General features: G+C 64.9%; 13 protein-coding genes. 6 read left to right on the forward strand and 7 right to left on the reverse strand.

Going from position 1 to position 15,165, the window contains the following annotated elements; all coding sequences use genetic code 11:
* Window positions 1-2: 2 nt before the first annotated feature.
* The 7 genes from AT699_RS27365 to AT699_RS27395 all read right to left on the reverse strand — a co-directional run bounded on the left by AT699_RS27365 (window position 3) and on the right by AT699_RS27395 (window position 8,422).
* Entirely contained in the window at window positions 3-608 is a 606-nt protein-coding gene (locus tag AT699_RS27365; RefSeq protein WP_053500861.1) for a heme acquisition protein HasA, read from the reverse strand.
* A 142-nt stretch (window positions 609-750) separates the two neighbouring features.
* On the reverse strand, window positions 751-3,840 hold the full coding sequence (locus AT699_RS27370) for a TonB-dependent hemoglobin/transferrin/lactoferrin family receptor (protein ID WP_024070509.1): 3,090 nt from the start codon (window positions 3,838-3,840) through the stop codon (window positions 751-753).
* Between the two features lie 198 nt (window positions 3,841-4,038).
* Window positions 4,039-5,394 carry a type II toxin-antitoxin system HipA family toxin gene (locus AT699_RS27375; protein ID WP_058207506.1) on the reverse strand — a complete coding sequence of 452 codons (1,356 nt, stop codon included), beginning with the start codon at window positions 5,392-5,394 and terminating at the stop codon, window positions 4,039-4,041.
* Between the two features lie 3 nt (window positions 5,395-5,397).
* The gene (locus AT699_RS27380; protein ID WP_006385738.1) at window positions 5,398-5,658 is read right to left on the reverse strand and encodes a helix-turn-helix domain-containing protein; all 261 of its coding nucleotides are present in this window, start codon (window positions 5,656-5,658) and stop codon (window positions 5,398-5,400) included.
* Between the two features lie 134 nt (window positions 5,659-5,792).
* Window positions 5,793-6,812, reverse strand: coding sequence for a FecR family protein (locus tag AT699_RS27385; RefSeq protein WP_024070511.1), 1,020 nt, complete (start codon window positions 6,810-6,812; stop codon window positions 5,793-5,795).
* A gap of 72 nt (window positions 6,813-6,884) precedes the next feature.
* Complete coding sequence (locus AT699_RS27390) at window positions 6,885-7,391, reverse strand: RNA polymerase sigma factor (protein ID WP_024070512.1); 507 nt, start codon at window positions 7,389-7,391, stop codon at window positions 6,885-6,887.
* A 191-nt stretch (window positions 7,392-7,582) separates the two neighbouring features.
* Complete coding sequence (locus AT699_RS27395) at window positions 7,583-8,422, reverse strand: IclR family transcriptional regulator (protein WP_024070513.1); 840 nt, start codon at window positions 8,420-8,422, stop codon at window positions 7,583-7,585.
* A gap of 256 nt (window positions 8,423-8,678) precedes the next feature.
* On the opposite strand from AT699_RS27395, the gene AT699_RS27400 reads away from it, so the two are divergent.
* The 6 genes from AT699_RS27400 to AT699_RS27425 all read left to right on the forward strand — a co-directional run bounded on the left by AT699_RS27400 (window position 8,679) and on the right by AT699_RS27425 (window position 15,162).
* Window positions 8,679-9,695, forward strand: a complete 1,017-nt coding sequence (locus tag AT699_RS27400) for a 2-dehydro-3-deoxygalactonokinase (RefSeq protein WP_058207507.1) — start codon at window positions 8,679-8,681, stop codon at window positions 9,693-9,695.
* A complete protein-coding gene (locus AT699_RS27405) occupies window positions 9,692-10,345 on the forward strand; it encodes a 2-dehydro-3-deoxy-6-phosphogalactonate aldolase (protein ID WP_024070515.1) in 654 nt (217 codons plus the stop codon). Before AT699_RS27400 ends, AT699_RS27405 begins: the two co-directional genes overlap by 4 nt.
* Window positions 10,342-11,490 carry a galactonate dehydratase gene (gene dgoD / locus AT699_RS27410; protein ID WP_006391563.1) on the forward strand — a complete coding sequence of 383 codons (1,149 nt, stop codon included), beginning with the start codon at window positions 10,342-10,344 and terminating at the stop codon, window positions 11,488-11,490. Before AT699_RS27405 ends, dgoD begins: the two co-directional genes overlap by 4 nt.
* A 32-nt stretch (window positions 11,491-11,522) precedes the next feature.
* Entirely contained in the window at window positions 11,523-12,833 is a 1,311-nt protein-coding gene (locus AT699_RS27415) for an MFS transporter (protein ID WP_024070516.1), read from the forward strand.
* Between the two features lie 233 nt (window positions 12,834-13,066).
* Window positions 13,067-13,777, forward strand: a complete 711-nt coding sequence (locus AT699_RS27420) for an ABC transporter ATP-binding protein (RefSeq protein ID WP_006385730.1) — start codon at window positions 13,067-13,069, stop codon at window positions 13,775-13,777.
* Complete coding sequence (locus tag AT699_RS27425; RefSeq protein WP_024070517.1) at window positions 13,774-15,162, forward strand: ABC transporter permease subunit; 1,389 nt, start codon at window positions 13,774-13,776, stop codon at window positions 15,160-15,162. The genes AT699_RS27420 and AT699_RS27425 overlap by 4 nt, the downstream gene beginning before the upstream one ends.
* The last annotated feature ends 3 nt before the right edge of the window (window positions 15,163-15,165 follow it).

Consider the following 15,165-nt stretch of genomic DNA (forward strand, 5'->3'; position numbering starts at 1 on the left):
GGTTACGCCGCCAGGGCCAGATCGGTCTCGGTGGCGAGGTTGTGGCCGACTAGGTCGGCGATGGATGTGTGCATATCCATCCCGTTCTGTTCCAAGGCTTCGACCAAGCCTCCGTTCGTGATGTGGCTGATCTTGTCTGGCGTGCCAACAACCGAACCGTTCATCAGGCCCCAAACGATGTCATGCACTTCATTGCCTCGTCCATCGGCAACATCACCCTCGATAGGCTGATCGAAAGTAAATGTAATGAGCGGATCGACCACATGTCCGGCTCCGTCCAGGCCACCGCCCAGGGTGATGGAATCCAATGAACCCCACACTGTGTGCGCGGTCGGGCCGTCACCTGCGTGGCCGCTGTAAGGAGGGAAGAAGTAGTGCAGATCACCCGAAGCCACGAAGGCGTAGTTGGCGACCGTTTTGCTGACATAGCCATAGTCAGTGCCGTTGAAGGCGTTGCCGCCGAAGAATCCGCCCTTATTGGGAACGCTGGTGTGCTCACCGGCAACCCCTCCATTCTGGAACGCGTCCAGCATGAGCTCCAACGAACTCTCCGTTGTGATACCCGTGGGAAGGTGGCTGATATCGATAAAGCTTACTTGTGCAGACATTGTCATGCTCCGTTTATTACCAATTGCCGGGGTGAATCCCCGACCCAAAAAAGCGCCGCACTATGCGTGCGCCGCACATGCGAAGAATCCGCATGTCTCTTTCTCGGGATAGGCATGCGCCCCCCCCCGAGCGATTACTTGCCTAAAAGCGAACCTCCATGCCTAACGCAACAGAGCGCCCCGGCGCGAATGTGCGTGCCATCGCATCGGAATATCCGTCGACATACATTCGGTTGGTGATGTTCTCGACTGACGCCATAAGCTTGACGTTGTCATTGGCTTGATAACTGGCATACCAGTCCCAAGTCGTGTACTTGAACCAAACCTGGGAGCCGCCAGAATCGCGGTTGTACCAACCGTCACCGCTGTAGTTGAATCTCACGCCAGTATCCAGCTTGCGCTCCAGCAAGCGCACGCCGACCAGCAGCGTGCCTTTATCCACCGGCTTGGCGATCGCGCTGTTGAAGACGAAGTTGTCGCACACGACCTGATCATCAGCCCAAGCTCGCCACGATTCATACCCGCGCGCGAGGGCTTTCTGATGCTCGACCGGATAGCTTCCATCTGCATTCGGGCGGTCGAATTTGTTTTCGCCAGACCCCAGGAAGTAAAGGTCTTCGCAGAACTTGTTGGGGCCGCCTAGATAATGGGTATAGCTCGCCCCCCCATAGATCCAGCCAGCCTCATAACGCCCTTCAAATTCCAATCCGCGGAACTTTGTGCGGTTGCGGTTATTGACGAAGGCTGTTGTGCCGGGCAATGGCAATCTTTCCAGGTTGGAGCCGGGCAAAATGACGTCCATAGACGAAAAAAGGTAGTTATCCGCCCTCGTGTCGAAGTAGCCCGCCTTTAGCGATAGACTGTCGCCATCCAACGCGACGTCCTGGAATATGGTGTTGGCGCCTACCTCCCAGGTCCGTGAGGTTTCCGGCTCTGCATTCGGATTGGGGTAGATGGAGGCAAATCCATCTCTAGGATGATTGCCCACCATCAGCATTTCGTTGATGGCGGGAGGCCTCCAGGACTTACCCCAGCTACCGTACACCTCCAGCCAATTGGTTGGCCGAATCGCTCCGGACAACGCGGGCAACAGCATCCCGGCACTGCGACTCACGTCGTAGTCATACAAGGCGTTCTGGTCGTCGAGGTCTTCAGGCTGAAACTCCTTTTCGTAGTCAGAGGATCTACGGCCGCCAGGTATGTAGAAGTTCTTCGTTCTTCCACGTTGATCGACGTACTTCGGCACATCGGCCCACCAAGCAGCGATGGCCGATTCGTCGCCAGCTAACGCCAAACGGCAACCTGGCCCGTAAACAGACTGAACTTGGCTGCGCGGGTTTTCGTTTGGTGCCAGCGCTGGAAAGGCGCCATAAGCGCACATTTCTTTTGCAAACTTATCGAGCCTGGATAGGTGGACTGTCTGTTTGCCGGGAACTTGCGTCTTTCCCTTGAGTCCGTAGCGTTCGTAACGAAGGCTGGCAGATACGGTGAAGAAATCGTCTTCGAGCTTCAGTTCTGTGAAGATGCTGCCCATGCTGCGACGACCTTGGGGATTGAGCGCATCCTTACCTGTAGTGCCAATGGGACGCACCTCGCGACCATCGTGATTCCAGCGCTGGTTCGAAGTTGTATGGTCAGTGAAATACTCTACGCCGTAGTTCGCACTGAGCGTTGTCGCCCCGAACACGAAACGCGATGTGTTGTCGAGCTGAAATCCTTGGGTCTTGGTGGACAGGCGATTGTTTCGGCCCACACCGTACTGCCTGCAAACGTCGAGTGCGTAGGGAGTTTTATCGGGCTTCTCACAAGCGCCGCTATCCCAATACTCCTTATCAATATTCTCTCGGATCTTTGTTGCGTCTGTGAATCCGCCATCAAATCTGGATAATGGATAGGTTGGCATCGTGTAATTCTCAACATTGGTTTCGACGCCATAAACCTTCGCTTTCAGATCAAGTAGAGGGTTGTCCACCGGCTTGATTTTGTAATCGAGGGCGTAGCTGTTTGACTGGGCCTTCGAAGTTCCCATCTTGCGCCAAGGAGTGCCGCTCTCCTGTACCGACGTGTCGGCATCAGTGGTGTAGGAGTAGCCGACTCGCGTGCCAACGTAGCTGAACAACAGCGACTGATCATCACTCAGTTTCCAGCGTGCCTTAAACAGACCGGATTCCTGTTCTTGAGCGGCGAACTTCACATCGTTGAATTCAATCTTTCCGCCGTTGAACCACACTGAATTCTGGCCCTCGATACCTCCGCGCGCGCCAATCCGATAATCCCCAATCGACCGCCGCGACACCGCCGCCAGCACTTCCAGGTTCTCACCCGCGCGCGCCGCGCCCGCCGCGCTGCCGATGAAGTTGGTACCGTTCCCCTGATATCCCATCCCGGACGTGCCGCGCAGCTTCAGCCCGATATCCCTGCCTTCGCGCAGCACATCCCCAAAATCCAGCGTCCGAAAATCCACGCTCCCCGCCATCGCGCCGGTGCCATGCACCCCACGCACCACGCCCCGCTCCACCTCTACCTCGGACAGCAGTTCCGAATCGACATACATTTCTCCATTGCGCTGCATGTGCCCGTTCTGCACGAAGTCCTGGCGCATGCCGTCGATCATCATGTTGACGCGGCCGAAGTCCTGCATGCCGCGGATGTTGATCGACAGGCCGGGGTTCTGGCGGTTGACGGCGCTGGCGACGCCGGGGGTGTCCTGGATGAGTTCGGCGGCGTGGCGGACCGGCACGCGGTCCATTTCTTCACGCGTGATGATGCTGACGGCGCGGGGCGCTTGATAGACACGCTCGTTGACGGTGTTGCCTTGAACCACCACTGGTTTGAGCGAGTACACCTGGGAACGACCGCCCGGGCCGTTATCGACCAATTGAAAGCTCAGGCGTCCGTTGCCTTCTGAAATCCGATAGCCGATGGGGCTGTTGCCGAGGAGATGCTTGAGCCCGGCGACGAGGCTGTAGGTACCCTGGGTGGCGACGCTGGTGTACGAGGAAAGATCGACATCGCCCACGTAGAGATCGACGCCGGCCTGCCGGGCGAACGCCAGCACCGCTTGCATCATTGGCTGGGCCGAGATGTCGAAGGCGCGCGTCTGGCGGATGGCTTCCTGCTGACGGTCGAGCTGTCCCGATGCCACCGGTTGCGGTTGAGCCCACACCGAGGCAGCGTGTGGCATCGCGAGCATCCCCGCGCACATCATTCGCCGGGCCAACCTCGCCTTCATCAATCTTCTCTTCACTTTCGTCTCTGGTTTCAGCCGATGCAAACGCGCATCATTACCATTAACGTTTGAGAATCGAACTACAGTAAAAAAAGTTCGGAAAAGACAGTTGCCAGAGGGAGAGCGGCGCGAAGGCGTCCTGACTTGGTCTTACTCAGGGCCGTGCATCCGAGCCGAGCGTATCTCGCGGCGGCCGGTGATTTACCCGGCCAGTTTTTCCGCCGCGGCTTGCAGCCCGCCGAGAATGCCGTCCGCGAGCGCTTCGGGAAATCCGGTTGGAATCAGTTCGCTGACGGTGCGTATCACCTGCTCGGTCCGGGCTACCAGGTCGTCGATCACGAAACGCGCGTCGCGCCCGTCCGGCGTGACGACGCCATGCTCGGCGCCCAGCGCCAGCCAGTGTCTGCGTTGAATGTCCTGCATCTTCCAGTGCGGATTCCTGGTGCGCACGGCCATGGCCATTCTTGCCTTGAACGGCGACAGCTGATTCGCGCGCGCTCCCATGACCGGGTAGGCGGACAGCACATCGTAGAGCGGCGCAAGCTCGTAGGCGCCGCCGGGGCGCAGGAAGATGCTGAAGTTCTTGGCGTGCCCATCCGTGGCGCGCAGCATCCAGAAGATAACCTGTGCCTGAAAGAAGATCCGCCGATCACGGTCAGGGTCCAGGGACGTGGACAGCAGCCTCATGATGAGCCCCATGCCCGGCCCGCCATCCGCCTCGTATTTCAGATGCGGCGGTGTGCCCGTCGCCTGGCACATGTCTTCCTGCGGCAGCCGCAGCAGCCCAGGTTGCCCCGTCGACCGACGGGCCCAGCGCCGGTCGAAGCGCTCGACGGCCAGCACTTTCATGTCCTCGAACAACAGCGGTTGCGTGCGGGCCACCGGCAGGCCGTAGGCGCGCAGGATCTCCGAGCATAACCATTCGTTCTCGACTGACTCGCTCATGTCATACTGAAGATTGCCGACCCGGCCCAAGGGCATTTTGAGGATGTGCGAGGTCGGGGTCGCGCCATGTGGCAGGCACCATCGGCCATCGAACCACAGCAAAGCCGTCTTCTCCTGGGCGCCCGCGATGGAAATGCGGAAGTCGTCGGTATCGGCGGCGCCGGCGCCGCCGAAGGGCGTCGGCGCAAGGGTGTTGCGCAGTACCTGCGCCACTTCGGCCTCGCTCAGCGGCGTCGCGTTCAGCACGCGCGCGTCCTGGGGCGGCGTGGCATCAGGCAGCACCTGCAATGCGCCCGCGCAATCGCGGCCCACTTCGGCAAGCAGCGTGAACGCATCGGTTGCGGTCGCATGGAATCGCCGCGCGACACGCTCGCGGATTTGCCGGCTGTCGGGCAACAGGTTCTCGAAGTAGGTGCGAACCGCAACCCCCCGATGCGGCGGGTTGCCGGGCGTGAAGGGAAGCGACAGCGATAGCGGCCTGCCTTGATCGGCGCTGACCCAGGCGTCGGCGTATTGCAGGATGTCGCCAGCGCGGGGCTGCACACTCCAGGTGCCGACCATGACGCCGTTCATCCAGAGGTGCAGGGACTGTGTGTGCGAGCGACGCCCCATGGCTCACCAGTCCTGATCGGACACCTGCCGGCTTGCCAGCGGTTCCTCGGGTTCGCGCAACACCAGTTCCACGCCCAGGATGCTCAGCAATTGCAGGAGCCGATCCGCACCGACCTTTTCCGCGTTGCGCTCCAAGGCGGAAAGCGTCTGTTGCGTGATACCCAGCCGCAAAGCCGCGGCGGCCTGGGTCAGCCCAGCCTTTTTTCGGAATGCCTGAAGCAATGCCGGCAATTGCTCCGCGGTGCGTACGGTGTAGTCGGCCATACACGTCTCACGCTGTTTTTCAGGTTTACAAAGCATAGGCTGTAAACGGTTCATACGCAATATAGGCTGTATTTCAAATATACAAATTATGATTTGTTTTTTGGATTTACAGCATATGATTTGTATTCGGAAATTCAGTACAGCACCGTCACTCCTGGCAACCGCAGCTGCGCAAGCCGCATCTCGCCACATAGCGTGGCCAATGCGCCGTCGAGGTTATCAAGATGGAACAGCGCGTTCACCGGCCTGCGCGCCGCGGCGCGGTTCGCCAGGATCAACAGGCCCGGCCGGAAATTGCCGATGCGCTGCAGGACCTGCCCCAGGGATTCGCCTTCGAAGACGAGATAGCCCTCGGCCCAGGCCGCCCCGCGCGCGGGCGCGACGGCGCTACGCTCGATGCCATGGGCGCGGCTGAAAGTGGCGCTGTCGCCCGCCGCCAGCACCGCGAGCGCATCGCCCGAGACGGGCGGACGATCCAGCGCCACCTCGACACGATGCTGCAACACGCCGATCCAGCCATGCCCGGCATCGCGGCGACGCACGGCATAGCGCGTGCCCAGCGCGGTCATGCTGCCGCCGGCGGTCGCCACCACAAATCTGCGCGGTTCGTCCGCGCCCGTGGGCGCAGGCGCAAACACCGCTTCGCCGCGCAGCAGCCGTACGCGGCGCGTCGTGGCATCGTATTCCACGTCGAGCGCGCTGTTGCTGCCCAACAGCACATGGCTGCCATCCGGGAGATCGAAGGAGCGGATTTCGCCGACCGCGCTGCGGTAGTCGGCCAACCAGGGCGCCACGGCATCCGGAGCACCGGCCGCGCCGGCGACCACCAACGCCACACCGGCCATCGCGACCGCGCGGCGCCACGGCGCCATGGACCCCGACCGCCAACACGACGCAGCACAGGCACGCCAATGCGAGCGGCGCGGCCGGGGCACCGGCTGCGCGAACAACGGCAGGCCGCGGCACTCCCCCGCCAATGCCCAGACCCTCTCGGCATCGGCCAGGGCCGGGCCGTGGCGCGCGTCGCGAGCCAGCCAGCGGTCCAGCCGGCGTTGCTCGGCCGGCGCAAGCGCGCCGGCGGCCAGGCGCAACGCCCACTGGCTGGCCTGCCGGCGCAGGCGTCGTTCGCGGCCGGGGCGGCTCAAGGAGTACATGATGGGATCTTCATAAACAAGATAAACGGCCCAGCCACGAAATACAGTAAAAAAAGTCGCGGATGCGGGCGTTCAAGGGTCGTCTCCCAAGCGTTCGCGCATCAGGTCCAACGCCATCGCCAGGTGCTTCTGCACCGAGCTGGGAGAGATATCCAGGTAGCGGGCCGCCTCCGCGTGGCTCAGGCCCTCGACGCGGCAGAGCTGGAATATTTGCCGCGTGCGCACGGGCAGCTCCGCCAGGGTGGTGGCCAGCCGCGCCAGTTGCCGGCGAACGTGCACGTGTACGTCGGGCGCGGTGCGCAGGTCGCGCATATTTTCCAGGAGGTCGTCCGACACAGCATCGGTGTGGGACTGGTGATGATTGCGGCGATGGTCGATCAGCAGGCGGTTGGCGATGGCGTACAGATAGGCCAGCACGTTGTCGGACGGCAGCTCGTCTTCCTGCGCGACGATGCGGGCGAAGCATTCCTGCACCAGGTCGGCGCTGAGCTCGGCTTCGCCAGTCTTTAGGAACAGGTAACGGCGCAGCCGCTCGGCATGGGCGGCATACAGGCGCTCGACATCAGGTTGGGGCGCCACTTGCTCGTCGCCGGGGATCTACTCACTCGTGATGAGCGTCATTGATGATTGAGCAAGAGACTAGCACCGATAAGGCGCCCTGCCGGTGGCGACGGCATATGGATTGGTCGGAGATTTGACCGGGGCTGGCATTGCCGGCGGACGCCGCGCGCCGCTTGCCAGGGTCGCCCATTGTTGGGCAGCGTGCTGCGCTACGTGGCGGCGTCGCGCGGCTTGGCGGGCGCGCCCTGCACCTTCCATCCCAGTTCCGCCGAGATGCGCGCCGCCGCCTCCTTGACCACGTCGACCATGTCGCGCATGCGCTCCAGCGACATGTACGGCACCGTGCTGGACACGCTGATCGCGGCGACGATGCCGCTGGAGGCATCGCGCACCGGCGCCGCCACGCAGCGGATCGACGGCTCGTTGTCTTCCAGGTCGAAGGCATAGCCGTTGGCGGCGTAGTCGCGCATGCGGTCGCGGAAGGCCTCCCAGGTCTGGCGGCCGCCGGGCGCGCGCGACGACACCGGCGCGCCGACGCGATGCAGCGTCTTCCATTGCGGTTCGTCGGCATCCAGCAGAAGCGCCTTGCCGACGCCGGTGGCGGCCAAGGGCATGCGGTGGCCGACGCGCGAACGCATCTCCAGGCCCTTCTTGCCGGGGATCTTTTCCAGATACAGCACTTCGTCGTTGTCGCGCACCGCCAGGTGGATGGTGTCGCCGGTGTCGGCCGCGAGGCTGTCGAGATACGGCCGCGCCAGCGTCGCCATGGGGAAGGCTTCGCGCGCCTGGAAACCGAGTTCGATCAGCTTCGGCCCCAGCACGTAGCCGACGCCAGGCAGCGAGCGCAGGTAGCGTTCCTGCACCAGGCAGCTGGCGAGCCGGTGCGTGGTGCTGCGCGCCACGCCGATGTGGGCGCAGATGTCCTTGAGGTCGCGCGCGCCCGCGGCGACGGCCTGGATCACGCCCAAGCCGCGCATCAGGGTCTGCGTGCCGGCGGGCGCTGTGGCGTCGGGATCGTAGGCGGGGGAGACGGTCGAAGAATCGGGCATGGACAAGGCTGGCGCTGGGAGTCGGATATGGGGAGCGGGAATCGAAGCTTATTCCCTATATATGGGATTTAATTCTATATTTTGAGATTTTTCAAGCGCTGATCTAGAATTTTTCCCAGCCCGACTGACGCCGCCCCGGCGCCATCGCGGGCTTGACGACAACAAGGCCGGCCAGGTCCTGCAAGCCCGCGAATGACGCGCCCTTTGCGCGCCCTCGCCCGCAGCGCGCCGCCGCCCCGAGACGAGACAGATTCTGATGACAACCGGATCGCCTGCCCGCGCGGCCCTCATAGCGCTGGACTGGGGCACCTCTTCGTTGCGCGCCTATCGCCTGGATGGCGCCGGCCGCACGCTCGATACCCGCCACCTGCCGTGGGGCATCATGCGCCTGCCGCAACCCTTGCAGGACGGCGCCGCCACCCCGAGCGGCCAATCGGGTTTCGAACTGGCTTTCGAGCAGGCCTGCGGCGACTGGCTGCGGGCCGAACCGCAGCTGCCGGTGATCGCCTGCGGCATGGTCGGCAGCGCGCAGGGCTGGCAAGAAGCCGCCTACCTGGACGTGCCGGTCGACCTGCCACGCATCGGCACCCTGCTGACGCGCGTCGAGCGCAACAGCGCAACGCCGGTGCACATCGTGCCCGGCCTGATCCAGCGCCACGGCCTGCCCAACGTGATGCGCGGCGAAGAAACGCAGGTCTTCGGCGTGCTGTTCGATCAGGCCGGCGACCCCGCCCACAGCGTGCTGATCGGCCTGCCCGGCACCCACTCGAAATGGGTCAACGCGCGCCGCGGCCAGGTCACCCACTTCGATACCTTCATGACCGGCGAGGTCTATGCCGCGCTGCGCGGCCACACCATCCTGGGCCGCACCATGGTCGAGGCGCCGGCGTCCGACATGGCGGCCTTCGAGCGCGGCCTGAAGGTGGCCGGCGTGCCGGCCGGCCGCGCCGGCGTGCTGTCGACCATCTTCAGCACCCGCGCGCTGGGGCTGACCGGCGAACTGGCCGGCGTGTCGCAGGCCGACTACCTGTCGGGCCTGCTGATCGGCCACGAAATTTCCGCGCTGGCCGACATGCTGCGCCTGCAGGGCGACCAGCCGCGCATCGTGCTGTGCGGCGACGATGCGCTGTGCCAGCGCTACATCCTGGCGTTGCGGCACTACGGCCTGGGCACGCCGCAACTGGCGCAACACGCCACCGAGCGCGGCCTGTGGCATCTGGCCGTCAGCGCCGGGCTGGTGCCCGCCGCGCCTTCTTCCGAGACCACACCATGACCCATACCGGACTGCAAACCGCCATGGCCCATTGCGGCCTGATCGCCATCCTGCGCGGCATCACGCCCGCCGAGGCCGTGCCCATCGGGCGCGCGCTGTACGACGCGGGTTTTCGCCTGATCGAAGTGCCGCTGAATTCGCCCGAACCGCTGGCCAGCATCCGCGCCATGCGCGATGCGCTGCCGGCCGACTGCCTGGTGGGCGCCGGCACGGTGCTGGATCCCGATGACGTGGCCCGCATCAAGGACGCCGGCGGCGAACTGATCGTCATGCCGCACAGCGACCTGGCCGTGGTGCGCGCGGCCAAGGCCGCCGGCCTGGCCTCGTGCCCCGGCGTGGCCACGCCGACCGAAGCCTTCGCCGCGCTGGCCGCCGGCGCCGACGTGCTCAAGATGTTCCCCGCCGAACAGCTCGGCCCGGCCGTGCTCAAGGCCTGGCGCGCGGTGATGCGTCCGCCGATCGCGCTGGTGCCGGTGGGCGGCATCACGCCCGACAACCTTTCCACCTACGCCCAGGCGGGCGCCAGCGGCTTCGGCCTGGGCTCCGCCTTGTACAAACCCGGCCTGTCGGCCAACGAAGTCGGCCAGAACGCGCGCGCTTTCATCGCCGCCTGGCAACGCGCCTATCCCGCCCAGGAGACCCAAGCATGAAGATCACCAAGCTCACTACCTACATCGTGCCGCCGCGGTGGTGCTTCCTGAAGATCGAGACCGACGCCGGCATCGTCGGCTGGGGTGAACCGGTAGTAGAAGGCCGCGCCCACTCGGTGGCCGCCGCCGTCGAGGAACTGTCGGACTACCTGATCGGCAAGGACCCGCGCAACATCGAGGACCACTGGACCGTGCTGTACCGCGGCGGCTTCTACCGCGGCGGCGCCATCCACATGAGCGCGCTGGCCGGCATCGACCAGGCGCTGTGGGACATCAAGGGCAAGGACCTGGGCGTGCCGGTGTCGCAACTGCTGGGCGGCAACGTGCGCGACCGCATCCGCGTGTACTCGTGGATCGGCGGCGATCGTCCGGCCGACACCGCCGCGGCCGCCAAGGGCGCGGTCGAGCGCGGTTTCACCGCCGTCAAGATGAACGGCACCGAGGAACTGCAGTACATCGATTCGTTCGACAAGGTCGAGAAGTGCCTGGAGAACGTGGCCGCCGTGCGCGACGCGGTCGGCCCCAACGTCGGCATCGGCGTGGACTTCCACGGCCGCGTGCACAAGCCGATGGCCAAGGTGCTGATGAAGGAACTGGACCCGTTCAAGCTGATGTTCATCGAAGAGCCGGTGCTGAGCGAACACTACGAGGCGCTGAAGGAACTGGCGCCGCTGACGTCCACGCCGATCGCGCTGGGCGAGCGCCTGTTCTCGCGCTGGGACTTCAAGCGCGTGCTGGCCGACGGCTACGTCGACATCATCCAGCCGGACCCGTCGCATGCCGGCGGCATCACCGAAACGCGCAAGATCGCCGCCATGGCCGAGGCCTACGACGTGGCGCTGGCGCTGCACTGCCCGCTGGGCCCGATCGCGCTGGCCACCTGCCTGCAGATCGACGCCGGTTGCTACAACGCCTTCATCCAGGAACAGAGCCTGGGCATCCACTACAACGCCGCCAACGACCTGCTGGACTACGTCAGCAACCGCGAGGTGTTCGCCTACGAGAACGGCATGGTCGCGATTCCGCAGGGCCCCGGCCTGGGCATCGAGGTCAACGAGGAATACGTGAAAGAGCGCGCGGCGGTCGGCCACCGCTGGCGCAACCCGATCTGGCGCCACGCCGACGGCAGCTTCGCCGAGTGGTAAGCCGGTAGAAAAAAGCGAAAGAGGAGACCCCCTTGACCACCGCCACCCACCCGGGCCTGCAAAGCGCCCAGCGGCCGACGCGCAGCCGCTATCTCATCATGGTGATGCTGTTCATCACCGTCGTCATCAACTACCTGGACCGCAGCAACCTGTCCATCGCCGCGCCCGCGCTCAAGGACGAGTTCGGCCTGGACACGGTGCACGAAGGGCTGATCCTGTCGGCGTTCGGCTGGACCTACGCCGCCATGCAGATCCCCGGCGGCTGGCTGGTGGACCGCGTGTCGCCGCGCGTGCTGTACGCGGCCGCGCTGATCCTGTGGTCGGCGGCGACGTTCTTCATGGGCTTTGCCGGCAGCTTCGTGATCCTGTTCGTGCTGCGCCTGGCGGTGGGCGCGCTGGAAGCGCCCGCCTATCCGATCAACAACCGCGTCGTCACGACCTGGTTCCCGGAAAAGGAACGCGCCACCGCCATCGGCTTCTACACCTCGGGCCAGTTCGTCGGCCTGGCGTTCCTGACGCCGGTGCTGGCCTGGCTGCAACATCATTACGGCTGGCACATGGTGTTCGTCAGCACCGGCCTGCTGGGCATCGTCTGGGGCGTGCTGTGGTACCTGATCTACCGTGAACCGCGCCAGTTCAAGGGCGCCAACGCGGCCGAGATCGAGCTGATCCAGAAAGGCGGCGGCGTCGTGGACCTGGACAAGCGTGTGACCGAGAAGAAGGCGCCGTTCAACTGGAACGACCTGGGCCTGGTGATGAGCCAGCGCAAGCTGTGGGGCGTGTACCTGGGCCAGTTCTGCCTGACCTCGACGCTGTGGTTCTTCCTGACGTGGTTCCCCACCTATCTGGTGAAGTACCGCGGCATGGACTTCATCAAGTCGGGCTTCCTGGCGTCGGTGCCGTTCCTGGCGGCGTTCATCGGCGTGCTGTGCTCGGGCGTGCTGTCGGACTTCCTGATCCGCCGCGGCGCCACCGTGGGCCTGGCACGCAAGCTGCCCATCATCCTGGGCCTGCTGATCTCGACGTCGATGATCGGCGCCAATTTCACCGACTCGACGCCATGGGTGATCTTCTTCCTGGCGGTGGCTTTCTTCGGCAACGGCCTGGCGTCGATCACGTGGTCGCTGGTGTCGGCGCTGGCGCCGGTGCGGCTGCTGGGGCTGACCGGCGGGGTGTTCAACTTCGTCGGCAACCTGTCGTCGATCTGCACGCCGATCGTGATCGGCTTCCTGGTGTCGAAGGACAGTTTCGCGCCGGCCATCGTGTACGTGTCGTCGCTGGCGCTGCTGGGCGCGCTGTCGTACATCCTGCTGGTAGGCAAGGTGGAGCGGATCGAGGCCTGATCCGCACGCACCGCCGTAGCCAATGCGAAGGGCGCCCACGTGGGCGCCCTTCTGCTTTGGGTTGTCGTTTTTTCCGGAGTTCCGCGCGAGGATGGCGATATAATCACGTTATGTTATATCATATCTAACGATAGTCATTCCCACTGGAGTCCGGAAGGCCTGCCCAGGCGTCATCCGCGCTCCACCCCCCTCCCCTTGATTTCCCGGCATCTTCGGACGAAGAAGGACTTGCAGTGCTCGAAGCCATCGGCCTGACCAAACGCTACGGCGACCAGATCGCGCTCCACCCGCTGGATTTGCGCATCGAGCCGGGCGAGATCTATTGCCTGCTGGGCGCCAATGGCGCCGGCAAGACCACCACCATCAACCTGTTCCTGAACTTCATCGCCCCCGACGGCGGCCAGGCGCTGATCCATGGGCTGGACGTGACGCGTGAACCGCTCGCCAGCAAGCGCCACGTGGCCTACATCCCCGAACAGGTGAACCTGTACGGCACCCTGAGCGGGCTGGAAAACCTGCGCTACTTCGCCGCGCTGGCGCTGGGCGAGGCGCCGCCGCGCGCCCGGCTGCTGGAACTGCTGGCGGAAGTCGGGCTGGACCCGGCCGCGGCCGACAAGCGCGTGGCCGCCTATTCCAAGGGCATGCGGCAAAAGGTGTGGATTGCCGTGGCCCTGGCCAAGGACGCGCGCGCGCTGCTGCTGGACGAGCCCACCTCGGGGCTGGACCCGTCGGCCGCCGCCGAGTTCACCCGCCTGCTGCAACGCGCCGCCGAACGCGGCGTGGCCATCCTGGCCACCACCCACGACCTGTTCCATGCGCGTCAGACCGCCACCCGCGTCGGCATCATGAAACGCGGCCGGCTGGTCGAAAACCTCGACGCCCGGCAGATCGGCGACGTCGATCTGCAGGCCTTGTACCTGGCGCACATGAGGACCGAGGCATGATCCTCCTGATCGCCCTCAAGGACCTGCGCGAACGCCTGCGCGACGGCCGGCTCTACTGGGCCGGCGGCATCGTCGCGGTGCTGCTGATGACGGCGCTGGCCGTGGGCTACCTGCATCAGCAGGAGGCCCGCGCCGAACAGGCCGCGGCCCAGAACACCGATTACAGCGACTGGCTCAAGCAGGGCGCGCGCCATCCGCACGATGCCGCCCACCAGGGCATGCACGTCTTCAAGCCCGACACCACGCTGGCGCTGCTCGATCCCGGCATCAATCCGTATATCGGCAGCACCGTGTGGCTGCAGGCGCACCGCCAGAGCGAGGTGAAATTCCGCCCGGCGCAGGACGCCACCGGCCTGCAGCGCTTCGGCGACCTGTCGGCCGCCTGGATCCTGCAGGCGCTGGGGCCGCTGCTGGTGATCGTGCTGGGCTTCAACGCCTTCTCGGGCGAACGCGAACAGGGCATCCTGCGCCAGACGCTGAGCCTGGGCGTGGCGCCTTGGCGCCTGCTGTGGGGCAAGGCCACCGCGCTGGCGCTGAGCCTTGGCCTGCTGCTGGCGCCGGCCGCGCTGGCCGCCATCGTGGCGGTGTGGCTGGCGGGCGGCCGGGCCGATGCGCTGTGGCGCTTCGGCGTGCTGGCCGGCGGCTACGCGGTGTACCTGGCCGCGTTCATCTTCGTCACGCTGGGGGTGTCGGCCGCCGCCCGCTCCTCGCGCGTGGCCATCACGGTGCTGCTGGCGTTGTGGATCGCCAATACGGTGATCGCCCCGCGCGTCATGGCCGAGCTGTCGCGCGGACTCTATCCCAGCCCCACCCGCCTCGAATTCAACCAGGCCTTGCAGGATGACCTGAAAGCCACGTCGGACCGCGTCTGGATGCAGGCCTTCGGCACGACCGAGCGCTGGAGCCGCGACGTGCCGCTGAACCAATGGGGTCTGGCGCTCAAGCTCGACGACCAGTCCAGCTACTCGGTCTACGACCGCCATTTCGGCCACCTGTGGGACACCTGGGAACGGCAGCAGGCCGTACAGGAGTCGGCCGGCTGGCTGATGCCGCTGCTGGCGGTGCGCGCCCTGTCCGCCGCCATGGCCGGTACCGATTTTGCGCACCACCGCGATTTCACCACCGCCGCCGAACAACAGCGCCGCGTGATCCAGGACATCGTCAGCGCCGACCTGGTGGCGCACGCCGACACGCTGGAACACCAGCATTTCTCGTACCAGGCCAATCCGTCGCTGTGGGCGCGCGTGCCGCCCTTCCGCTACCAGCCGCCCGCGGCCGGCTGGGCATTGCACCAGGCGCGCCTGAGCCTGTTGATGCTGGCCGCCGCGCTGCTGCTGAGCGTGGCCTTCGCCTGGCGCGCCGTGGCCCGCCAGACCGCCCTGTAGGAG

Source organism: Achromobacter xylosoxidans, assembly GCF_001457475.1.
GTDB lineage: Bacteria > Pseudomonadota > Gammaproteobacteria > Burkholderiales > Burkholderiaceae_B > Achromobacter > Achromobacter xylosoxidans.

Coding starts and splice junctions, on each gene's coding strand:
- AT699_RS27385 (WP_024070511.1), bottom strand. CDS start 6,812: ATGTACTCCTTGAGCCGCCCCGGCCGCGAACGACGCCTGCGCCGGCAG.
- AT699_RS27425 (WP_024070517.1), top strand. CDS start 13,774: ATGATCCTCCTGATCGCCCTCAAGGACCTGCGCGAACGCCTGCGCGAC.
- dgoD (WP_006391563.1), top strand. CDS start 10,342: ATGAAGATCACCAAGCTCACTACCTACATCGTGCCGCCGCGGTGGTGC.
- AT699_RS27370 (WP_024070509.1), bottom strand. CDS start 3,840: ATGAAGGCGAGGTTGGCCCGGCGAATGATGTGCGCGGGGATGCTCGCG.
- AT699_RS27400 (WP_058207507.1), top strand. CDS start 8,679: ATGACAACCGGATCGCCTGCCCGCGCGGCCCTCATAGCGCTGGACTGG.
- AT699_RS27395 (WP_024070513.1), bottom strand. CDS start 8,422: ATGCCCGATTCTTCGACCGTCTCCCCCGCCTACGATCCCGACGCCACA.
- AT699_RS27380 (WP_006385738.1), bottom strand. CDS start 5,658: ATGGCCGACTACACCGTACGCACCGCGGAGCAATTGCCGGCATTGCTT.
- AT699_RS27365 (WP_053500861.1), bottom strand. CDS start 608: ATGTCTGCACAAGTAAGCTTTATCGATATCAGCCACCTTCCCACGGGT.
- AT699_RS27375 (WP_058207506.1), bottom strand. CDS start 5,394: ATGGGGCGTCGCTCGCACACACAGTCCCTGCACCTCTGGATGAACGGC.
- AT699_RS27405 (WP_024070515.1), top strand. CDS start 9,692: ATGACCCATACCGGACTGCAAACCGCCATGGCCCATTGCGGCCTGATC.